Here is a 17,643-nt window from a genome sequence, read left to right as displayed (position 1 = left end):
GCCCATGGCCGCCCGAAGAGCGGCGGCAGGAGCGGATAGACAACGATGCCAACGGCCATGATCAGCAGCCCGAGCCGACCCGTCATGTCCCGCCTGTCGAAGGCGAGGCTGCCGCGTGCGGCACCGCCGATTACCAGCAGCAGCGCCTGCAGGCCGAAGGCCGGCGCGACATAGGCGATCGCCCAGTTGATCACGGCATAGCGGCTCCACAGGAAGGACCAGCCGACGAGGGCAAAGAGCGCGGCAAGGATGAGTGCGATCCAGAGACCATGGCGACGCGGCCGCCGCAGCACGAGCAGGGCAATGGCAAGGCCGGCGGCGAGTGTCAGGAGATGCAGCGGCCAGATGGCTGCATTGTGCAACTCGAACATGCGCCAGTAGACGCGCGGCGAGAAGAGCAGGAAATCTTCCAGCCGGTAGGTCCACCATTCCGACATCTAAGCAGGTCCCGCAAAAGTGTCCCACGGTTTTGCGACAAGAACCTGCGACAAACAACAGAAACTAAGCAGGCATTCGTGGGCCAGCCCACGAATGCCTGCTTAGAGGTCCCGGATGTAGGCCGCCATCCGCTCGCGCATGGCCGCGTCGGGGAGGGGACCGGTCGCGGCCGTCACGTTCTCGCGCACATGGTCGACGCGGGTCGTGGCGGGGATGGCGACGGTGACGGAGGGATGCGCAAGGATGAACTTCAAGATGAACTGCGCCCAGGATCCGGCGCCGATCTCGGCCGCCCAGTCGGGCAGCGTCTCGCCTTCGAGCTGGCGCGTCAGCGCGCCTTGCTGAAACGGCCGGTTGACGATGACGGCCATGCCGCGCTCGGCCGCCAGCGGTAGGAGCCGTTCCTCCGCCTCACGGTCGACGACGTTGTAGGTGAGCTGCACGAAGTCGAGCGGATGCGCGCGCATGATCTGTTCGAACAGGTCGTGCCGCCGTCCTTCGGACGTCGTGATGCCGACATAGCGGATGCGCCCGTCCGCCTTCATGGCGAACAGGGTTTCGAGATGCGCCTCCCAGCCGACGAGGTTATGGACCTGCACGAGGTCGAAGCGCGGCACGCCCCAGAAGCGACGCGACTGCTCGATCTGCGCGGCTCCGTCGGCGGCGGAGGAGGTCCAGACCTTCTCGGCGGAAAACAGCGCCTTGGGCCGGCCGAGCTTCTCGAGGCCATAGCCGATCACCGGTTGCGAGGAACCGTACATCGGCGAGGAATCGATCATGCGGCCGCCTGCCTCGAAGAAGGCCGCGATCACCTCGGCGCATTCGTTGCGCAGCACCGGATCGTCGCCGACATTGAAGGTGATCCAGGTGCCCAGCCCAACTGCGGGAAGCATCTCTCCCGAGGAGGGCACAGCCCGCATCAGCGGCGCAGGCGCGCCGGGCGCGGTTCCCGGCAACACGAAGGCCGCTCCGGAAGCGGCGGCAGTCTTCACGAATGTCCTGCGGGTGATAATCATCATCTGCCATCCCTATACTCCTGACCACAAAAATGGTTCCGGGCGACCGACCTTCGCAAGGCCGATCTGGGGGCGATCGGCGGGGAGCCGGCCGGTCTCAAGAGCGGTTCAGCTTTTGATAGAACCGCCCAACCGCTGTAAGTTTGTCACTCGCTCTGCAACCAGCCCGATTACCTGGAGGTAGCCCCTGTCCTGACCTGACGGTGCTGGCGGGCATAGGCCACGCAGGCGTCTACCGTGCTGACGCAGAGCGCATCGCGGTTGTTCGGCGTATTGTTGTCGCCGGCGTAGGCAACCTCGGCAACACGGCCATCGACCATTCGAAGTTGTGTGTTGCAATAGCCGCCAGGATTGACATTGAGGGATCCTCCAACCGTCGGGATCGCACCCACCGCCAAGGTTGGAATCACGACGTTGAGATTGCCGCGTTGAACGGTACGCTGATAGGTCCAGATCTGACCTGATCCGCCCGCATCAGCGGTGGCACTCGGAAAGCCGGCGCACATTCGAACATCAGCCTCGCTGAGACCGATCATCTCTTTGCGGGCTGCCGCTGTCGTTGCGTCTTCCTTCGCGATGGTCGACGTATCGTCAGGGGCGACGCAGGAGGACACGATAGAACTGCCGGCCAAGAGAACAAGAAGGACAGGCTTTCGGAGGCTGGAAAATATCATACCGACTGTGATGAATTGCGCCGACCCGAGACCCTAGTTAGGCAAGCAGACAATCGAGTCAACCTGCACAACTTCACGATGTCGTTGACGTGCCGCTCAGCGCAGTGGCTGCACTGACGGGATCTGCTGCCGGCGGTCGCGGCGTCGCCTGAGCATCTTCGACGTTGGGCGGTCGCCAGCGCGCCCTGCCGATCAAACGCTTTCGAGATAGGTCTCGAGCTCGAAATCGCTGACATTGAGCGCGAACGTATTCAGCTCCTGCCGTTTGCAGGCGATGAAGGAGTCGCGCAGGATGGCCGGAAATATCTCCGCAATATGCGCCCCGCTCTCGAAGCTGGCGATCGCCGAGGCCCAGTCAGGCGGCAGCTTCGCCGGCTGACGTCCTTGCCCGTCTCTGCCCGTCGGATCGCCAGGCGACAATTGCCTTTCGATGCCGATGAGTGCGGCGCCCAGGATAGCCGCAAGCACGAGGTAAGGGTTGGCGTCCGCGCCGGCGACGCGATGTTCGATCCGGCGTGCGCTCGCTGGCCCGCCGGGGATTCGGATCGCGATCATGCGGTTCTCGTAGCCCCAGGCAACCGCGTTCGGCGCATAGGATCCAGGACGCAGCCTGCGGTAGGAATTGAAGTGCGGTGCAAAAACCAGCGTGCTTTCGGCCATGGCGGCGAGCAGACCGCCGACGGCATGGCGCATGATGTCCGACCCCTGGTCGCTGCCGTTGTCGAAGACGTTGCGGCCTTCGGCGTCGGTCAGGCTGAAATGGACGTGAAAACCGTTGCCGGCACGGTCACCATAGGGCTTGGCCATGAAGCAGGCGGCAAAGCCGTGCTTACGGGCGATGCCCTTGACGGTGCGCTTGAACAGCACGGCATCGTCGGCGGCGCGCAAGGCGTCCGCGACATGGTTCAGATTGATCTCGAACTGGCCGACACCGTTTTCGGCGATCGCGGTGTCGACGGGAATGCCTTGCATGCGGCAGGCGTCGCAGACGTCGTGGATGAAGGCTTCGAAGTCGTCAATCTCGTCGATCGACAGGGCCGCATCGGAATCGAGACGGCGACCGGTTACCGGCGAGACAGGCCCGATAGGCCGCTGCAATTGCGGGTCGACCAGATAGAATTCCAGTTCCGTGGCAGTGACCGGGGTCAGGCCCAGAGCCTTGTAGCGGTCGAGGACACGGGCCAGCGCCCGTCGCGGATCACCGAGAAACGGCGCGCCGTTCTCATCTGCAAGCCAGAGCGGAACGAGTGCTGTCGGATGTGCCGTCCAGTTCACCGGCACGATGCCGCGTCCCGTCCACTGGCAAAGGCCGTCGGCGTCGCCGTTGCCGAAAACCAGCGTGTTGTTCTCGATATCCTCGCCCCAGATGTCGAGCCCAACCAGCGAATAAGGCATGCGCAGCTTGCCCTCCAGCGCCTTGCGTGCCTGCTCGACGGGTATGCGCTTGCCGCGCATGATGCCGTTGAGGTCGCACACCGCAGCCCTCAGGCTGTGGATGTCGTCCCTGCTTTCAAGCCAATTCAGAACGTCCGTGATTGCATCGCCCAATTTCAACCCCTGGTTCCGAAAGGTGCCGCGGCCCTGATCGGTTACGATATCTCTTATAGATAGCTTGTGAGTTTATGAAAACCGCTCTGGCTGCCACCAGAGGATTTTGCTTATTTTTTCAATTCACTAGCTGGGATATCGGGTGGCATTTCAGGACCAATTGCGCGATTTGCGATCGCAATATAGTGGTAAGGTTGGGGAAAGCCAAGCGGCATTTGAGCCGGCCTACGGCGGCTCGGCAAGGAGCGGGAATAGGCCGAGCCGGCCTTCGCGCCGGGACATGAAAGAACAGGAGCGGGCGGTTGCGAAGACACCGTTCGCCGCCACGCAGCAGTCAGAGGGATGAGCCAAATGACAAATACGCCGTCGCACCGCGCGGAGATCGACCTGTCGAACTGGAGGACAAGGCCCTATTCGGCCTGGTCGTTCCAGAACGCGGCGGAACTGGTGCCGTCCGCCACGATCCGTAGCGCGCGCCAGCCGGAGACGCCGGCACTCGACCTCGGCCGGCTGTCCGACCTTGTGGTTGCCGACGTTGCCGGCAAGCCGCGTCCATTGCCGGATTTCCTGCTTGAAAGCGACACCGACAATTTCGTGGTGATGCGCGGCGGAAATCTCGTGGCCGAGTGGCATGCCCCGACAAGCGATCCGGCAAAGCCGCATCTGGTGTTTTCGGTGTCCAAATCCATCACCGGCCTTCTGGCGGGAATCCTGATCGGCCAAGGGATGCTCTCGCTGGACGACCGCTTGGCAAAGCACCTGCCCGAAGCCGCCGGATCGGCCTATGGCGACGCCACTTTACGCGATCTCCTCAACATGCAGATCAGCATCGATTTCGACGAAGCCTATCTGAGCAGAGACGGCGCTTTCGATCGTTACAGGCGGGCGATGCTGTGGAATCCGGACAAAGCGGACGATCCCGCGCCCGATCTCAAGACTTTCCTGTGCACCTTGCCGAAGGCCGCACATCCGCACGGCACGCGGCACGCCTACCGGTCACCCAATGTCGACATGGCGGCGATCATCCTCGAGCAGGCATCGGGCGAGCGCTTCGCCGAATTGCTGAGCCGGCTCCTGTGGCAGCCGATGGGCACCCATTCCGACGCGCAGATAACCGTCGATCGGGCCGGCAATCCGCGCGCCTCGGGCGGCATCTCGATGACCGCGCGCGATCTCGCCCGCGTCGGTGAGCTGGTTCGCACCGGTGGCGGCGGCATCGTTCCGGCAGACTGGATCGCCAGCCTCTGGGCCGGCGGCGACCGCGCCATCTGGGCCGCCGGCGACCAGGGCTATGCCTATCCGGGTGGAAGCTACCGCAATTATTGGTACGACACCGGCACGGGTGCGCTCGCCGCCTTGGGCATCCATGGCCAGTGGCTCTGGATCGATCCGGCGACGCAAACCGTCATTGTCAGGCAGTCCTCGGAACCCGACCCGGTCAACGACCGGATGGATCAGACGGTCGTCGCGGTGATGAAGGCAGTTTCCGCTGCCTCGTGACGGCCTCGATAGTCAGTTACGGGTTTCCGGAAACTTGACGTGCTGCAAAAGATGCGTCGCGCCGTCGTTTATGTCGCGCACGATGGCGGCACGCGCGCGTGGCCCGTCCTGGACCTCGATCGCGGCGACGGCTTCCTCATGGTAATCGATGTCGAGAATGGCGGCGAGATTGTCCTCGAAGCCGGTGGTCAGGTTCCTGAGAAACGGGCCGACCTGCATCCACACCGTCTCGATCAGGAAGATCATCTGCTCATTGCCGCAGTGGCGATAGATCGAGAACTTGAAGTTATAGTTCTTGCGCAGGTAATCGTCGATGTCGCCCTTGCGGGCTGCCAGGGTCAGCTCCGTGCAGTGGCGACGGATCGCTCGCAGATTGTTGCCATTGATCAGCTTTGCGGCAAGCTCGGTCGCGGAGCCTTCGAGGATCGTTCGCACCTCGGTCAGCTGCGAGAACCTTTCGGCCGAGATGACCGGCACCTCCATGCTGCCGTTCGGCATCGGGCTCAGCGCACGCAGCGCCTGCAGCCGCATGAAGGCGCTGCGCACCGGCATGTCGCTGGTGCCCAGTTCCTTGGCGAGCTTGCGCGAGGTCAGCTTCTGACCGGGCGCAAACTGGCCCGACATCAATGCCCTGACGAGTTCGAGATAGACTTTCTCATGCAGGGGCACGGTGTCGACGGCGGTCAACCCGAAAAGCGTTTTATCGGCCATTGGCGGTGCGCTACTTCATTCGTTCTGAAATCTACGCAGCTGGCTACATCTGCCGCTAGAGATGATGGCTGGCCGAACGCGGCATGAAGGCCGAAGTCAGCGATTTTTCAAGAACATGATAGACGCTTCAACCGCAGCGCTGCAAGCCGCGTCGTCGTCACCTTCCGGGTTGCGGCCAGCAAATGCCGCGCCGACACAAAGCCGGCCGGACAACAGCTCATGCCTGCTCCAGGAACGCTCGGCGTTACGCGATGTAAAATGCGTACTTTCCCGGCGTCTCAGATAAATAAATGCTTTTCAGTCACACAAAATGATGAAACAATAAAATTGAGACTGGGGAAAATTCGATGCGCAACGTCAGCGGACATGGCAAGCGCCTGTCCTATTACGATTTCGGCCACACGACGGTGTACGCCTCCCGCTTCGACCAGCGCTTCCCCTATTGCGCCTATGTGCCCGACGACTATGACGAGGACGGCGACAAGACATATCCGCTAGCGGTGATCGTGCATGGCACCGAACGCGGCATGCTCGCCTACCGGGATGCCTTTGCCGACTTCGCCGAGCAGAACGGCGTGATCGTGCTTGCCCCGCTTTTTCCGGCGAGCATCTGTTTCCCGGGCGACCTTTCCTCCTACAAGATGCTGCGCGAGGGCGACCTCCACTACGATGCCGTGATGCTCGACATGGTCGAGGAAATGCGGGAGCGCTACCGCATCCGCGGCGACCGCGTGCTGATGTACGGCTTCTCCGGCGGCGGCCATTTCACCCATCGTTTCCTGTTCCTCCATCCCGAACGCCTGCTGGCTGCATCGATCGGTGCGCCGGGCGTCGTGACCCTGCTCGACTTCGATCACGATTTCTGGGTCGGGGTGCGCGACTTCGAGAAAGTGTTCGGCAAGAAGGTCGACCTCGACGCCATGCGCAAGGTCGCCGTGCAGATGGTGATCGGTGGTGACGATCTCGAAACCTGGGAGATCACCATCAAGCCGGACGATGCCTGGTGGATGCCCGGCGCCGATCTCGCCGGCGCGACCCGCAACGACCGGATCAGGTCGTTGAAGGGCAGCCTGGAGAGACACGGCGTCGAGGTGCAGCTGGATGTCGTGCCCGGCATCACCCACGACGACCGCGAGCTCATCGCCAAGGTCAAGGACTTCTTTGCGCGGGCATTGAATGGGGTTGCCGCGCCCGCCTGAAAAACTGCAGTCAACAAAACTGGAGATAAAAATGGGAACAAGATCGGGAATGGGAAGACGATTGATCCGGGTGCTGGCGGCAATCGCCATGATGGCGTGTGCGCTGCCGGCGATGGCGCAGGAGCAGCCGAAAACCGGCGGCACGCTCAAGGTTCGTATTAACGCCGACATCCGCGCCACCGACGGTCTTAATCGCGACGCGAACACCGACACGGTGCTGCACCAGATCTTCGAGACGCTGGTGGCCTACCGCGCCGATCTCACGGTCGGCCCGGCACTGGCCGAATCCTGGAAAGTGTCGGACGACGGCAAGACCTATGCCTTCACGCTGCGCGACGGCGCGGCTTTCCACAATGGCGACGCCGTGACCTCATCCGACGTCAAATGGAACTGGGACCGCCGCATGGATGCGGCCAACGAGTGGTTCTGCATTCCGTTCTTCGACGGCAGCCAGGGGCTCAAGGTCGATGAGGTGGCGACGCCTGATCCACGCACCGTTGTCTTCACGCTCAACGCGCCGAATGCGCTCTTTCTCGCGCAGCTCGCCAATGTCCAGTGCAATGGCTGGGTCGCCAGCCCGAAGAATGTCGGCACCGACGGCAAGTGGATCGCCGACAGCGCCATCGGCAGTGGCCCCTTCAAACTGAAGGAATGGGTCAAGGGCCAGTATGTCACGCTCGAACGCTTTGCCGATTACAAGCCGGTGAAGGAGGCGCCGAGCGGCTTTGCCGGCAGCCGTGAGGCCTATGTCGACGAGGTGCGCTTCATGGTCATTCCCGACACGGCGGCATCGGAAACCGCGCTGTTCGCCGGCGAGCTCGACGTTCTGCCCGATCTTGAATCATCGCGTGTCGAGGAAGCCAAGTCGCGGGGCATGACGGTGCTGTCGACGCAAGGCCTGTCGTGGACGGCGATCCTGCTGCAGACCAAGGATCCGCTGCTGTCGAACGTCAAGATACGCGAGGCGCTGGCGCATGCCGCCGACATCAACCAGATCGCCGCCGCTCGCACCAACGGTGTCGCCGCCGGTGACCCCTCTGCCGTCGCCCAGGCGAGCTCATTCTTCGACGGGGATTTTCTCAAATGGCCGGAATACGACCCGGTCAAGGCCAAGGCGCTGCTAGACGAGGCCGGCTACAAGGGCGAGCCGATCAAGATCCAGACCAACACCCGCTACCAGGGCATGTATGAAAACGCCGTGCTGCTGCAGGCGATGCTGACGGCCGCGGGCTTCAATGCGCAGCTCGAAGTGCTGGATTGGGCGGCACAGCTCGACAATTACCTTGCCGGCAAGTTCCAGATCCAGTCCTTCGGCTATTCGGCGCGTCTCGATCCGTCACTGATGTATGGCGTCATCCTCGGCGACAAGGCGACCGATCCGACAGCGCAGTGGGACAGCAAGGAGGCCCTCGACCTCTACACGAAGTCGATGGCCACGACCGACCCCGCGCAACGCAAGGCGCTGTTCAAGCAGCTCCATGCCCTCATGGCAAAGGATGTGCCGATCCTTGGCCTCTATTACGAGCCATCCGTCGACGCCGTGTCGCCGAAGGTGAAAGGCTATTCAGTATGGCCCGCGGCAAACCCCCGCGCATGGGGTGTCTGGAAAAGCGAATAGGAGCTGGCGGTTGTCTGTCGCTCGAAAGGTCGGAGGCGTGTGGCCTCCGATCTTTTGTTTGAGCTACCTGGTGGTGAAAACCTGACGCTTGGTACCGGGGCCGTAAACCCGCTCAGGGCGGGAAGGAGACCTAAACTCACCAGCTCTCCCATGGCGCGTTTGCCCCAGGAGCGATCGTTCGACAGCGATCCGAGCAGCAATGGCCGTTCTGCGTGGCCGAAGTGTCTCTGACCTTTAGTACGAGGTGACGGTTGACCGTGGAGGTCTGTGACCTAGCTTTGTGACCTAACTTAAAGCTCAAGCGGACCGCCCACAGGCACGGCAATGCCAAATCATCTTGCCGAAATTTACGCAAACAACGCAGATCTCGTTATCCTGGGCGGGATAGCAACACTTGCCTCGGTGGGCCTCTATCTTATGCTCCGGCGTATCCGTCGCCTCACATCAGATGAGAGCGAAGGCGAATCTGATCCCCCCGAGGAGGCATCTTGGGATTGGGAAAGCCCGGTCGACCTTGCAACCGAGCCTGCTTCTTCTTCTCAGGTTGCCGTGCCCTCAGACACGGCAGACCTGGATGATCGGCATCACGATGCCACTTACCTTCGGTTCGGGGTGCGAATCGAGTATTTCGACGTGATCTCCGAAGCTTACGAGAGCTCGTCTGTGGCCCAGACCAACGCTTTCGCTTCCGCGACGAACATGCCGCAATCCGGCCGCCTTGCGACATCGGTCAGAGAAATCGCTGGCTATGTTCGTAGGCAGGTGGCTGCTAATCTTGCCAACGTAAGTAGTCCAGTATTGAGGGCCCTGAGCCGTATGCCGACACAACTCGCCGCGGCGGAACGTGGGGAGCGAATTTGCGGGTCAGCATGGGACCAATTGGGTCATAAGGTTTCGCCGCGCAAAGTTGCTCAGTTGGCCAATCCGGCGCATCGCGGTTTGAATGTCACAGCTCAAAGGGGAGGGTTCAGCCTGGATCCCGAGCCGACCATCGTAACGGCCACCCCTCCTCGCGTTGGCAAGCCAATCGGTCTTGTGCCCCGCTTGGGCGTCGCCGCAATCTGTCTGGCCGTGCCGCTTAGCTATGCGATGACGAGACAAAACTGGGTCGAAAGCGCCCCCGCCATTTCGCGGGCCCAAGGCACGAGTGTCGACTTGCTCAGCCCGGATCTCACGGCTGCCCGGCTGCAAGTCGGGGCAGCCGGTGGTCAGGCAGCCGCTGCAGGGGAATTGGGCGGCCAGGAGCACCGGGTGGCGGAAAGCGAACGCGCCAGGAGCGCTGCTCTACAGGGAGCACTCCTCGAGTCGCGCAAGCAGATCGATGCGCTGAGGACAAGCATCGCAGCCTCCGACAACGCACACGAGGAGCGATTGCGCAACGAGCTCGCGGCAGCCCGCACACTTGACGCATTGCGGCGCATAGCGGGAGATGCCCGCACAATGCTGCGCGAGGCCACCAACTATGTCTTTACGGAGATGCCCGCTGCTCATCTGGAGCGTCAGCGAGCCGAATGGCGGGCGCGCGATCTGTCGCGAGCGCGGGCGAAAATTGAACAGCTTGAGGCCGAGGCGGCCGAGAATCGCGCCAAGGCCAAGGCTTCGCTGGCGCAAGCGAGCGGAATGCTCGACGACGAACGCCGGAAGTCAGAGAACCTTGGTGGCGATCTCGCCGAAGTGAAACTGTCCAATGCCGCGCTCAAGGAGCGCGCGGACGCGGCTGAGCAGGAACGGACCGGTGCAGTCACAGCGAGAGAACGAGTGGAGCAGACCGCGGCCCAGACGGAGGGCGCGCTGGCTCGAGAACGCGCTGCAGCAGCGTCGATTCGTGAGGAGCTAAAAAAAGCTCGCCTTGAGCGCGACGCGTCTGAACAGGAACGAGCAAGAGCGGTGTCAGCGAGAGAGCGTGCCGAGCAGACTGCAACCGAGACGGCACAGGCTCTGGCACGAGAACGTGCTGCAACAGCGTCGACGCGTGACGAGCTGGAAAAAGCTCGCCTCGAGCGCGTCGCGGCTGAACAGGAACGAGCCAGAGCAGTCTCAGCAACAGAGCGTGCAGAGCAGACTGCAACCGAGACGGCGCAAGCGCTGGCACGAGAACGCGCTGCAGCAGCCTCGACCCATGAGGATCTCGATAAGGTTCGCCTCGAACGCGCCGCCGCTCGAGCACTTTTGGTACGGGTCACCAGGCTGAACGAGGCTCTGGACAAGCAACGTGAAGACAATGTTTCTCTTGCCCGCGACCTGGCTGCGGCGCGCGCGGACAATGACAGGCTCAGGGCTGAGCGTCGCAGCGCGCAGATTGAGCGGCCGCCGAAGCCGCGCGCTGGCCGCGCAGCAGCCGCTGCCGGCGGGTTGAAGGCTGTCAGCCAGAAGACTGCACGCAGCAAGGTTCGCAACCCGTCGCGGATTGCCCGGGTGCGTTCTCTCACACTTCCCTATTCCCTCAGGCCAAGACACGTGACCTTGGAGTGATTTCCAAAACGAATGTGCATCCTCCTATCGAAGGCCCAAGGCCTTTGGGAGGCGTTGCCTCGCACCCTCTCACGACGCCGCGGATGGATCACCCTTCGAATTCATCCTGCTCTCGTCGGCGGGGAGTTCTGCGCGATACGCTATGTCAGCCCGATCACCCTGCCTGTCGCGTTCAATTCGCATTTGATCGGCGCCTGCCGCGTCTCCACGTTGCCTTGCCGTCCATAGTCGATGCTGACCTCAACGGGAGCCGAGATCGTATCCGGGCTCAACCGACGTATGGAACCTGCGCTGTTGACGCGCACACTGGTCGCGCCAAACGGGGCGGCGGCCGACTCGATTGCATCATGGCAGGCGCGAACGACTTCATCCGGGACGCCCGGCAGCGCCTTGATTGGACGGACCGTCGATGGACTGTTGCTGGCGCTGAGAGGCTGGAGGTTGGCCGGGAGGTCGAGCGACCGTCCGGCCCCTGCGGACCGGGCGACACTGACGGCAGTGGCTGCCGGAGTGGCCGGCACTGCCGCCGTTGCGGCGGTGCTGGTTCCATCGTCGTCCACCGGTGAACTACTGCTGGAGCCGCTGGGCTTGGCGCCAGGCCCTTTGTGCGAGCCGCCTTTGCGGCCTTCACCGTGATGGCTGCCAGCGCTATTGCCTCCGCCACCATGGTTGCCAGCGCTATTGCCTTCGCCGCGCTCGCCGCCGGCAGCAGCTCCTACGCAAGCTACCGCGATCGAGCAAACGAATGCGAAATATGCCCAGCTGGATTCAGGGGATTGACGCACGACCACCTCCATAAAGTGCGTCGGTCGAACCGTCTTTCCGCGGCATGCAGTCAGGACGGCGCGACCGCCGCCGCCCTCAGGCAAACTCGCGACTAAGGCGCCCACGGAGCTAAACTAGGGGATGAATCCGGTGTATCAAGGACGCGGTGCGTAGTGGCCGGCATCAGCAGCGAGTTCGGCAAACAACGCATACTCCGCATAGCCGCCATCAAACTTACGGCCCATCTCACCCATCAGCCGCCGCAACGTGCCGCCGTCCAACACCGAAAGCTGGATAAAGATCAGGCTTCGTTCAAGTTGACCCGGTCGGCCATCCTGACTTTGCCCGGCTGCATGACCCGACAGAGCGCGCCGAAACCGCCTTCGCCGTGGCGCGCTATGGTTTGCAGCACTGCCGGTTCGAAAGCGAGATCGCCTTGCGCCAGCGCGGTGAAGGTGCAGCGCGCGCAGGATTCCGAAATCATGATCCGCGCCTCGCCGATCGAAAGCACTTTTCCGATGATCTGCTGCTCGACGAAACCATCCCGCGAAGCGTCGGTCTCGATCACGATGTTGGGCCGGAACCGCCTGGAATCCACTTGCGAGGGATCCGCAAGCAGGCCGGCGAGCCTGTTCATCGAGGCTGACGTGACGATGTGGATGTCGGCGCGCTGATAGCGTGGCGCGATATGATCCTGGGCCTCCGAGCCGAAGGGGACGTGCGGGTGCAGCGCCGCCGGGAAATCGAGGAAGGCCGAAACCAGCTCGCCTGCGCGGCTGGAGCCGGCATCGATCCAGGAGCCATCGTCCAATCCGATTTCCGGCCGGTCGCCCTTCAGCCTTGCAAGAAGGTTGGGCAGCGGCCGCCAATGCTTTCGCTTCTCCGGCGCGGCAACAATTCCGTCGCGCCGGTCGACGATGCCCCAGATCCGGTCGCCCGGAATACCGCCTTCCGCAAGCTCCGTTCCGTCCAGCCGTTCGCCGCCCATCGAACTGACGGGATATCGCCAGATTTCCTTGATATGGCCGAACGGTGTCATGGTGCGGAGACGAGCCGTGTCGCCGTCATTGCGCCGCTGCCTTGCGTGCGCCCGCGCCATCGGCGAAACGGCGGTCGATCAGCATCGCCGCATCGAGAAGGGCGCGCGTATAGGCGTGGCGCGGCCGGTCGAAGACGTCGTCGCGGTCGCCGATCTCGACGATCTTTCCGTCCTGCATGACGGCGACCCGGTCGGCAACCTGCTCGACCGCACCCAGATCATGCGAGACGAAGAGACAGGCGAAACCGTAGCGTTCCTGCAACGACCGGATCAGAAGCAGGATCTGTTTCTGCACTGTCATGTCCAGTGCCGAAACCGGCTCGTCGGCGACGACGAAGGCCGGTCGCCTGACGATCGCCCGCGCGATCGCGACGCGCTGGCGCTGACCGCCCGACAGCTGATGCGGGAAACGCTCGAGAAGGTCGCGCGTCAGCCCCACTTCCTCAATGACCTCATCCATGCGGGCGGTGCGCCGCATGCGGTCCAATTCGGGGTCGAGCTTCAACGGCTCGGTGACGATCTCGGCAATGGACTGGCGAGGGTCGAGCGAGGAATAGGGATCCTGGAAGACGATCTGCATGTCGCGACGCTGCTCACGCGCGTCAGCCGATCGATCACTTGCAATCGCCTTGCCAAGAAACGAGATCGTTCCACTGGCCGGCCTGACGAGGCCGACAATGGCGCGCCCGAGCGTCGTCTTGCCGGAGCCCGACGCGCCGACCAACGCAAGGGTTTCGCCGCGCCGGATGGTCAGATCGACGCCGTCGACGGCGCGCTTCGGTTCCGCGCGCGCAAACAGCCTGGGACGGCCCGGATAGTCGATGACGACGTTGCTGATTTCGACCAAGGGAGGGCCGTTGACGGCTCTTCTCGATCCGCCGGCGCTGCGCTTGGGAAGGGCGTCGACCAACCGCCTTGTATATTCGTGCTGCGGCGCGTGAAGAACCTGGGTGCTGCTTCCCTGTTCGACCGCCTTGCCTTCGCACATCACCGTCACGTTGTTCACATAGTGCGACACCATGCCGAGGTCGTGGCTGATCAGCAGGACGGCGGTTCCATTCTCCCGCGTCAGCTCCACCATGAGGTCAAGCACGTCGCGCTGCACCAGCGTGTCGAGCGCGGTGGTCGGCTCGTCGGCAATCAGCAGGCGCGGTTTGAGCAGCATGACCGATGCGAGCATGATGCGCTGGCGCATGCCGCCCGAGAATTCGTGCGGATAGGCGGCAAGGCATTTGCCGGGATCCTTGATCTGGATTCTCTCCAGCATTGCCAGCGAGCGGTCCTTTATCTCGGCGCGCGACATGTCGCGATGCAGGCGAAGCCCTTCCGCCATCTGCTCGCCGATGGTGACAGCGGGATTGAGCGAGACCATTGGCTCCTGAAAAACCATGCCGATCTGCGCACCGCGTATCTGGCGCAGCGCCTTTGGGGCAAGGCTGGTGAGTTCCTGCCCGCCGAAGCGGATGCTACTGTCCGGGGTCGTGACCAGCGGGGCAGGGAGCAGGTTGAGGATCGAGCGGGCTGCCATCGTCTTGCCCGAACCGGATTCGCCGACCAGCGCCAGCATGTCACCGGGCGCGAGATCGAAATTCAGCTCGTCGACGATCCGCTTTCCCGATGGCCCGACCGAGATCGACAGGTTGCGCACTGAAAGCATCGTGTTCTTGTCCCCGGTCGGCACGAGCATGTTTCCAGCACCTACATTTTCGGGTCGAGCCAGTCGCGCACCGCGTCGCCCAGCATGTTGATGCCGAGCAGCGTGATCGAGATGCAGAGACCTGGCAGGATGATCAAATGCGGCGCCTGGCCGATATAGGGCCGTGCCGTCGACAGCATGTTGCCCCAGCTCGGCGCCGGAGGCGGGACGCCCAGTCCCAGAAAGCTCAGCGCGCTCTCCGACAGGATGATCCAGCCGAACATGGTGGTGGCGAGCACGATGATCGGGGCGACACAGTTGGGCAGCACGTGCCGCGCCATGGTGATGATCTCGCTGTTGCCCATCACGCGCGAGGCCTCGACATATTCCCGCTCGCGAATGGACATTACGGAAGCCCGCACCACGCGCACCACGATCGGCATATAGGCAAGGCCGAGCGCAAGGATGATGCCTTCGCGGCTGGCACCGATCACCGCCATCAGGCCAAGCGCCAGGAGCAGGCCTGGGAAGGCGAGGAAGGCATCGTTGACCATCATGATGATGCGATCGACCCAGCCCCGCAGGAAACCTGCGAGAACGCCGAACACGGTGCCGGTGATCAATGCGAATATAACAGTTGCAAAAGCGATCCAGGCGCTGGTACGCGCGCCGCTGGCGAGGCGGCTGAGCACGTCGCGTCCGAATTCGTCGGCGCCGAGCAGATGCAGAGACGAGGGCCCGCTGAGGCGCGACGGCAGATCGAGCTTGAGCGGATCGTAGGGAGCGATCCACGGACCGAACACGGCTAGAAGGATCAATGTTCCGGTGACGATGATCCCGAAGATCGCGTTGAATTTCAGACCGGGCCGGCCGAGAGCACGGGCGATCATGCGGTAACCCTCGGATCGAGCAGCGGATAGACGAGGTCGACGAGAAGATTGACCGCGACATAGATGAAGGCGACGAACAGCATCGTTCCCTGAACGACGGGATAGTCGCGGGCATAGATGGCGTCGACCAGCAGCCGGCCGAGGCCGGGAATGGTGAAGACGGTCTCGATGACGACGATGCTGGATAGCAGGCTGCCGAGCACGAGCCCGATCAGGGTCCAGGTGGGCGCGAAGGCATTCTTGAATGCGTGGCGCCACATCACCGCGCTTTCCGAAAGCCCCTTTGCCCGCGCATGGGTGATGTATTCCAGGCGCGCCACCTCGATCGTGCTGGCCCTGGCCATGCGCGCAATCGGGCCGGACTCGACGAGCACCAGGGTGACCACGGGCAGGATCACATACAGAGCGGCTTGCGCGAAGTCGCGGCTGAACGGCACATAGCCGACGATCGGCAACCAGCCGAGATAGAGGCCGAAGATCAGCATGAGCATCAGCCCCAGCCAGAAACTGGGGATCGAGAGCAGGATGGTCGAGGTGGCGACGACGGCGATATCGCGCAGACTGTCCTGCTTCCAGGCGGCCAGCATGCCGGCGGGCACGGCGATCGCCGAGGCGACAAGCACAGCAAGAAAAACGATGATCGAGGAGACGGCGAAACGGTCGAGGATCAGCGGCAGCACTTCTTGCCCGCTGCCGATCGAGCGCCCGAAATCGCCTGAAAGGACATTGCCGATCCAGATCAGGTATTGCACCACCACGGGCTGGTCGAGCCCCATCTGATGCCGCATCGCCTCGACCTGTCCGGGCTGTGCGAGGTCTCCCAGCATCAAGGTCGCGGGATCGCCCGGGATGAAGCGCATCATCACGAAGACCGCAACCGACACCAGGATAAGTGTCGGTATGGCGCTGGCGATGCGGGTCAGGACAAAGCGGACCATCGTTTCTCCTGTGCTGATATCGAAGATGTCTCCCGTGCCGGCACTGCCTTCTCCGCCCTTGCGAGGACCGCATCGTCCATGGTGAGCTCGTAGCTGGTGAACTCGCGGTTTTCAGCCGGCATCGGAGCGATCTCCATGACGCCGGTGGCTGGTTCGAAGACGATCATCGCGACTGTCGCCGAGAGATTGCCGCCTTCTTTCCTGACCACTGGACGGCACACGCTGAACGGCGAAGCGAAATCGTCGAACAGGGCTTCCTTCACATCGTCGATCGTGATGTCGCCATGCCGCGCCGACAAATGCCGGCGCACGCGATGGTCACGATAGAGACTGTCCGGCACATCGCGAAGTCCGGTCTCACGCAGCTTGGACAGCGCGACCGGGCTTTGCCAGTGATTGGCATGGACGATCATGTCCTTGTCCGGATAGATCGCAAACACCTCGTCCGGCGCGCATTCGAGATCGACCGTGAACCCCTCGGCGGTGCTCAGGATCATGTTGTTGGAGCCGGATTTCGGCGTCGTCGCCACCACCTTGATGGCGTGGGAGAAATGCTGCGCCTCGAGGGCCCGGCGGCGGATGAAGGGAAGCGGAATGCCGATCTCGCGATAGTCACGGTCGGATTCGAGATAGTTCGCGGTGATGCCGATGCCGGCCGCGTTGAAGCCGCTGCGCGCCAGTCCGCCGGCTTCGGTGAAGGTGAGGAGGTCCGGCCCGTCCGTTCGCCGGATGCGCAACACCACCGATGTCTCGGCGCATTCGGCCCTCCAGTCCCAGTTCTGGCCATGGATGAGCCTGCCGTTCCGGGTTGCTTCCGGCAGGATCGCCGCGCCCGTGCAACCGTCGGGCTCGTCGTCGGAAATGCCTTTCTCGCGCCGGGCAAGCTGCAGGATTTCGGTGCGCGCATTGACCAGGACGATCGAGGACAGATCGACATTGGCGCCTGACGCGATCCCTTCCATTTCCTCGACGAGGTCGGGCGCCCATTGCCGAAGGCGAGGCAGGAAGATGCCGGAGAACCGCCCGACATCGTCCCGCCTGAAGCCGAAACGGTCGAGCTGCGCAGCGTAGAGCGCCACCGAAGCGCCGATGCGCCCGCGCGCCTGTTCGCCGTAGGCCGTGCCGCGCGCTTTCGGCGCTCCTGCGATTTCGACAAGCGGAAATGGTGTGACTGTTGTCATCAAAAGGAAAGCCTCAAA

At 62.9% G+C, this 17,643-nt stretch carries 15 protein-coding genes; 4 read left to right on the top strand and 11 right to left on the bottom strand.

Annotated features, from left to right (window positions below):
• The 4 genes from EOB36_RS11345 to EOB36_RS11330 all read right to left on the bottom strand — a co-directional run.
• Window positions 1–437 (bottom strand): DUF6064 family protein (locus EOB36_RS11345; protein WP_245467749.1); only part of this gene is annotated, 437 nt, incomplete at its 3' end.
• Window positions 438–539: 102 nt separating this feature from the next.
• The gene (locus EOB36_RS11340) at window positions 540–1,358 is read right to left on the bottom strand and encodes an aldo/keto reductase (RefSeq protein ID WP_348631574.1); all 819 of its coding nucleotides are present in this window, start codon (window positions 1,356–1,358) and stop codon (window positions 540–542) included.
• Between the two features lie 266 nt (window positions 1,359–1,624).
• On the bottom strand, window positions 1,625–2,068 hold the full coding sequence (locus EOB36_RS11335) for a hypothetical protein (protein ID WP_245467747.1): 444 nt from the start codon (window positions 2,066–2,068) through the stop codon (window positions 1,625–1,627).
• 252 nt (window positions 2,069–2,320) lie between these two features.
• Entirely contained in the window at window positions 2,321–3,676 is a 1,356-nt protein-coding gene (locus EOB36_RS11330; protein ID WP_128284870.1) for a glutamine synthetase family protein, read from the bottom strand.
• A gap of 351 nt (window positions 3,677–4,027) precedes the next feature.
• Between EOB36_RS11330 and EOB36_RS11325 the strand changes: the two genes are divergently transcribed.
• Entirely contained in the window at window positions 4,028–5,176 is a 1,149-nt protein-coding gene (locus tag EOB36_RS11325) for a serine hydrolase (RefSeq protein ID WP_095489109.1), read from the top strand.
• A gap of 12 nt (window positions 5,177–5,188) precedes the next feature.
• On the opposite strand, the gene EOB36_RS11320 is transcribed toward EOB36_RS11325, so the two are convergent.
• Window positions 5,189–5,887, bottom strand: coding sequence for a GntR family transcriptional regulator (locus EOB36_RS11320; RefSeq protein WP_095489110.1), 699 nt, complete (start codon window positions 5,885–5,887; stop codon window positions 5,189–5,191).
• Window positions 5,888–6,234: 347 nt separating this feature from the next.
• Here EOB36_RS11320 and EOB36_RS11315 point away from each other — a divergent pair, with 347 nt between their 5' ends.
• The 3 genes from EOB36_RS11315 (at window position 6,235) to EOB36_RS35065 (ending at window position 11,176) form a co-directional block, all read left to right on the top strand.
• Window positions 6,235–7,086 carry an alpha/beta hydrolase gene (locus tag EOB36_RS11315; protein ID WP_127205008.1) on the top strand — a complete coding sequence of 284 codons (852 nt, stop codon included), beginning with the start codon at window positions 6,235–6,237 and terminating at the stop codon, window positions 7,084–7,086.
• Window positions 7,087–7,117: 31 nt separating this feature from the next.
• A complete protein-coding gene (locus EOB36_RS11310) occupies window positions 7,118–8,704 on the top strand; it encodes an ABC transporter substrate-binding protein (protein WP_126105512.1) in 1,587 nt (528 codons plus the stop codon).
• 324 nt (window positions 8,705–9,028) lie between these two features.
• The gene (locus EOB36_RS35065; protein WP_245467745.1) at window positions 9,029–11,176 is read left to right on the top strand and encodes a hypothetical protein; all 2,148 of its coding nucleotides are present in this window, start codon (window positions 9,029–9,031) and stop codon (window positions 11,174–11,176) included.
• 140 nt (window positions 11,177–11,316) lie between these two features.
• Here EOB36_RS35065 and EOB36_RS11300 read toward each other — a convergent pair whose 3' ends face one another.
• The 6 genes from EOB36_RS11300 to EOB36_RS11270 form a co-directional block, all read right to left on the bottom strand.
• Window positions 11,317–11,973 carry a hypothetical protein gene (locus tag EOB36_RS11300; RefSeq protein ID WP_127205007.1) on the bottom strand — a complete coding sequence of 219 codons (657 nt, stop codon included), beginning with the start codon at window positions 11,971–11,973 and terminating at the stop codon, window positions 11,317–11,319.
• A gap of 269 nt (window positions 11,974–12,242) precedes the next feature.
• The gene (locus tag EOB36_RS11290) at window positions 12,243–12,980 is read right to left on the bottom strand and encodes an MOSC domain-containing protein (RefSeq protein ID WP_164759142.1); all 738 of its coding nucleotides are present in this window, start codon (window positions 12,978–12,980) and stop codon (window positions 12,243–12,245) included.
• 25 nt (window positions 12,981–13,005) lie between these two features.
• Window positions 13,006–14,667, bottom strand: coding sequence for a dipeptide ABC transporter ATP-binding protein (locus EOB36_RS11285; protein ID WP_127205005.1), 1,662 nt, complete (start codon window positions 14,665–14,667; stop codon window positions 13,006–13,008).
• 11 nt (window positions 14,668–14,678) lie between these two features.
• Window positions 14,679–15,506 (bottom strand): ABC transporter permease, encoded by an 828-nt coding sequence (locus tag EOB36_RS11280; RefSeq protein WP_127205004.1) that lies wholly within the window; start codon window positions 15,504–15,506, stop codon window positions 14,679–14,681.
• Window positions 15,503–16,444 carry an ABC transporter permease gene (locus EOB36_RS11275; RefSeq protein ID WP_095489116.1) on the bottom strand — a complete coding sequence of 314 codons (942 nt, stop codon included), beginning with the start codon at window positions 16,442–16,444 and terminating at the stop codon, window positions 15,503–15,505. The genes EOB36_RS11280 and EOB36_RS11275 overlap by 4 nt, the downstream gene beginning before the upstream one ends.
• Window positions 16,426–17,625, bottom strand: a complete 1,200-nt coding sequence (locus EOB36_RS11270; RefSeq protein ID WP_127205003.1) for a C45 family peptidase — start codon at window positions 17,623–17,625, stop codon at window positions 16,426–16,428. The genes EOB36_RS11275 and EOB36_RS11270 overlap by 19 nt, the downstream gene beginning before the upstream one ends.
• Window positions 17,626–17,643 lie beyond the last annotated feature (18 nt).

It is taken from the genome of Mesorhizobium sp. M6A.T.Cr.TU.017.01.1.1, from assembly GCF_004023115.1.
Classification (GTDB): Bacteria; Pseudomonadota; Alphaproteobacteria; order Rhizobiales; family Rhizobiaceae; genus Mesorhizobium; species Mesorhizobium mediterraneum.
This window is presented reverse-complemented; position numbering and strand designations above follow the sequence as displayed.

Bases quoted from the DNA above. Each gene is read 5' to 3' on its own strand.
- EOB36_RS11320 (WP_095489110.1), bottom strand. From the start codon at position 5,887: ATGGCCGATAAAACGCTTTTCGGGTTGACCGCCGTCGACACCGTGCCC.
- EOB36_RS11275 (WP_095489116.1), bottom strand. From the start codon at position 16,444: ATGGTCCGCTTTGTCCTGACCCGCATCGCCAGCGCCATACCGACACTT.
- EOB36_RS11310 (WP_126105512.1), top strand. From the start codon at position 7,118: ATGGGAACAAGATCGGGAATGGGAAGACGATTGATCCGGGTGCTGGCG.
- EOB36_RS35065 (WP_245467745.1), top strand. From the start codon at position 9,029: ATGCCAAATCATCTTGCCGAAATTTACGCAAACAACGCAGATCTCGTT.
- EOB36_RS11300 (WP_127205007.1), bottom strand. From the start codon at position 11,973: ATGGAGGTGGTCGTGCGTCAATCCCCTGAATCCAGCTGGGCATATTTC.
- EOB36_RS11285 (WP_127205005.1), bottom strand. From the start codon at position 14,667: ATGCTCGTGCCGACCGGGGACAAGAACACGATGCTTTCAGTGCGCAAC.
- EOB36_RS11325 (WP_095489109.1), top strand. From the start codon at position 4,028: ATGACAAATACGCCGTCGCACCGCGCGGAGATCGACCTGTCGAACTGG.
- EOB36_RS11290 (WP_164759142.1), bottom strand. From the start codon at position 12,980: ATGACACCGTTCGGCCATATCAAGGAAATCTGGCGATATCCCGTCAGT.
- EOB36_RS11340 (WP_348631574.1), bottom strand. From the start codon at position 1,358: ATGCGGGCTGTGCCCTCCTCGGGAGAGATGCTTCCCGCAGTTGGGCTG.
- EOB36_RS11270 (WP_127205003.1), bottom strand. From the start codon at position 17,625: ATGACAACAGTCACACCATTTCCGCTTGTCGAAATCGCAGGAGCGCCG.
- EOB36_RS11280 (WP_127205004.1), bottom strand. From the start codon at position 15,506: ATGATCGCCCGTGCTCTCGGCCGGCCCGGTCTGAAATTCAACGCGATC.
- EOB36_RS11315 (WP_127205008.1), top strand. From the start codon at position 6,235: ATGCGCAACGTCAGCGGACATGGCAAGCGCCTGTCCTATTACGATTTC.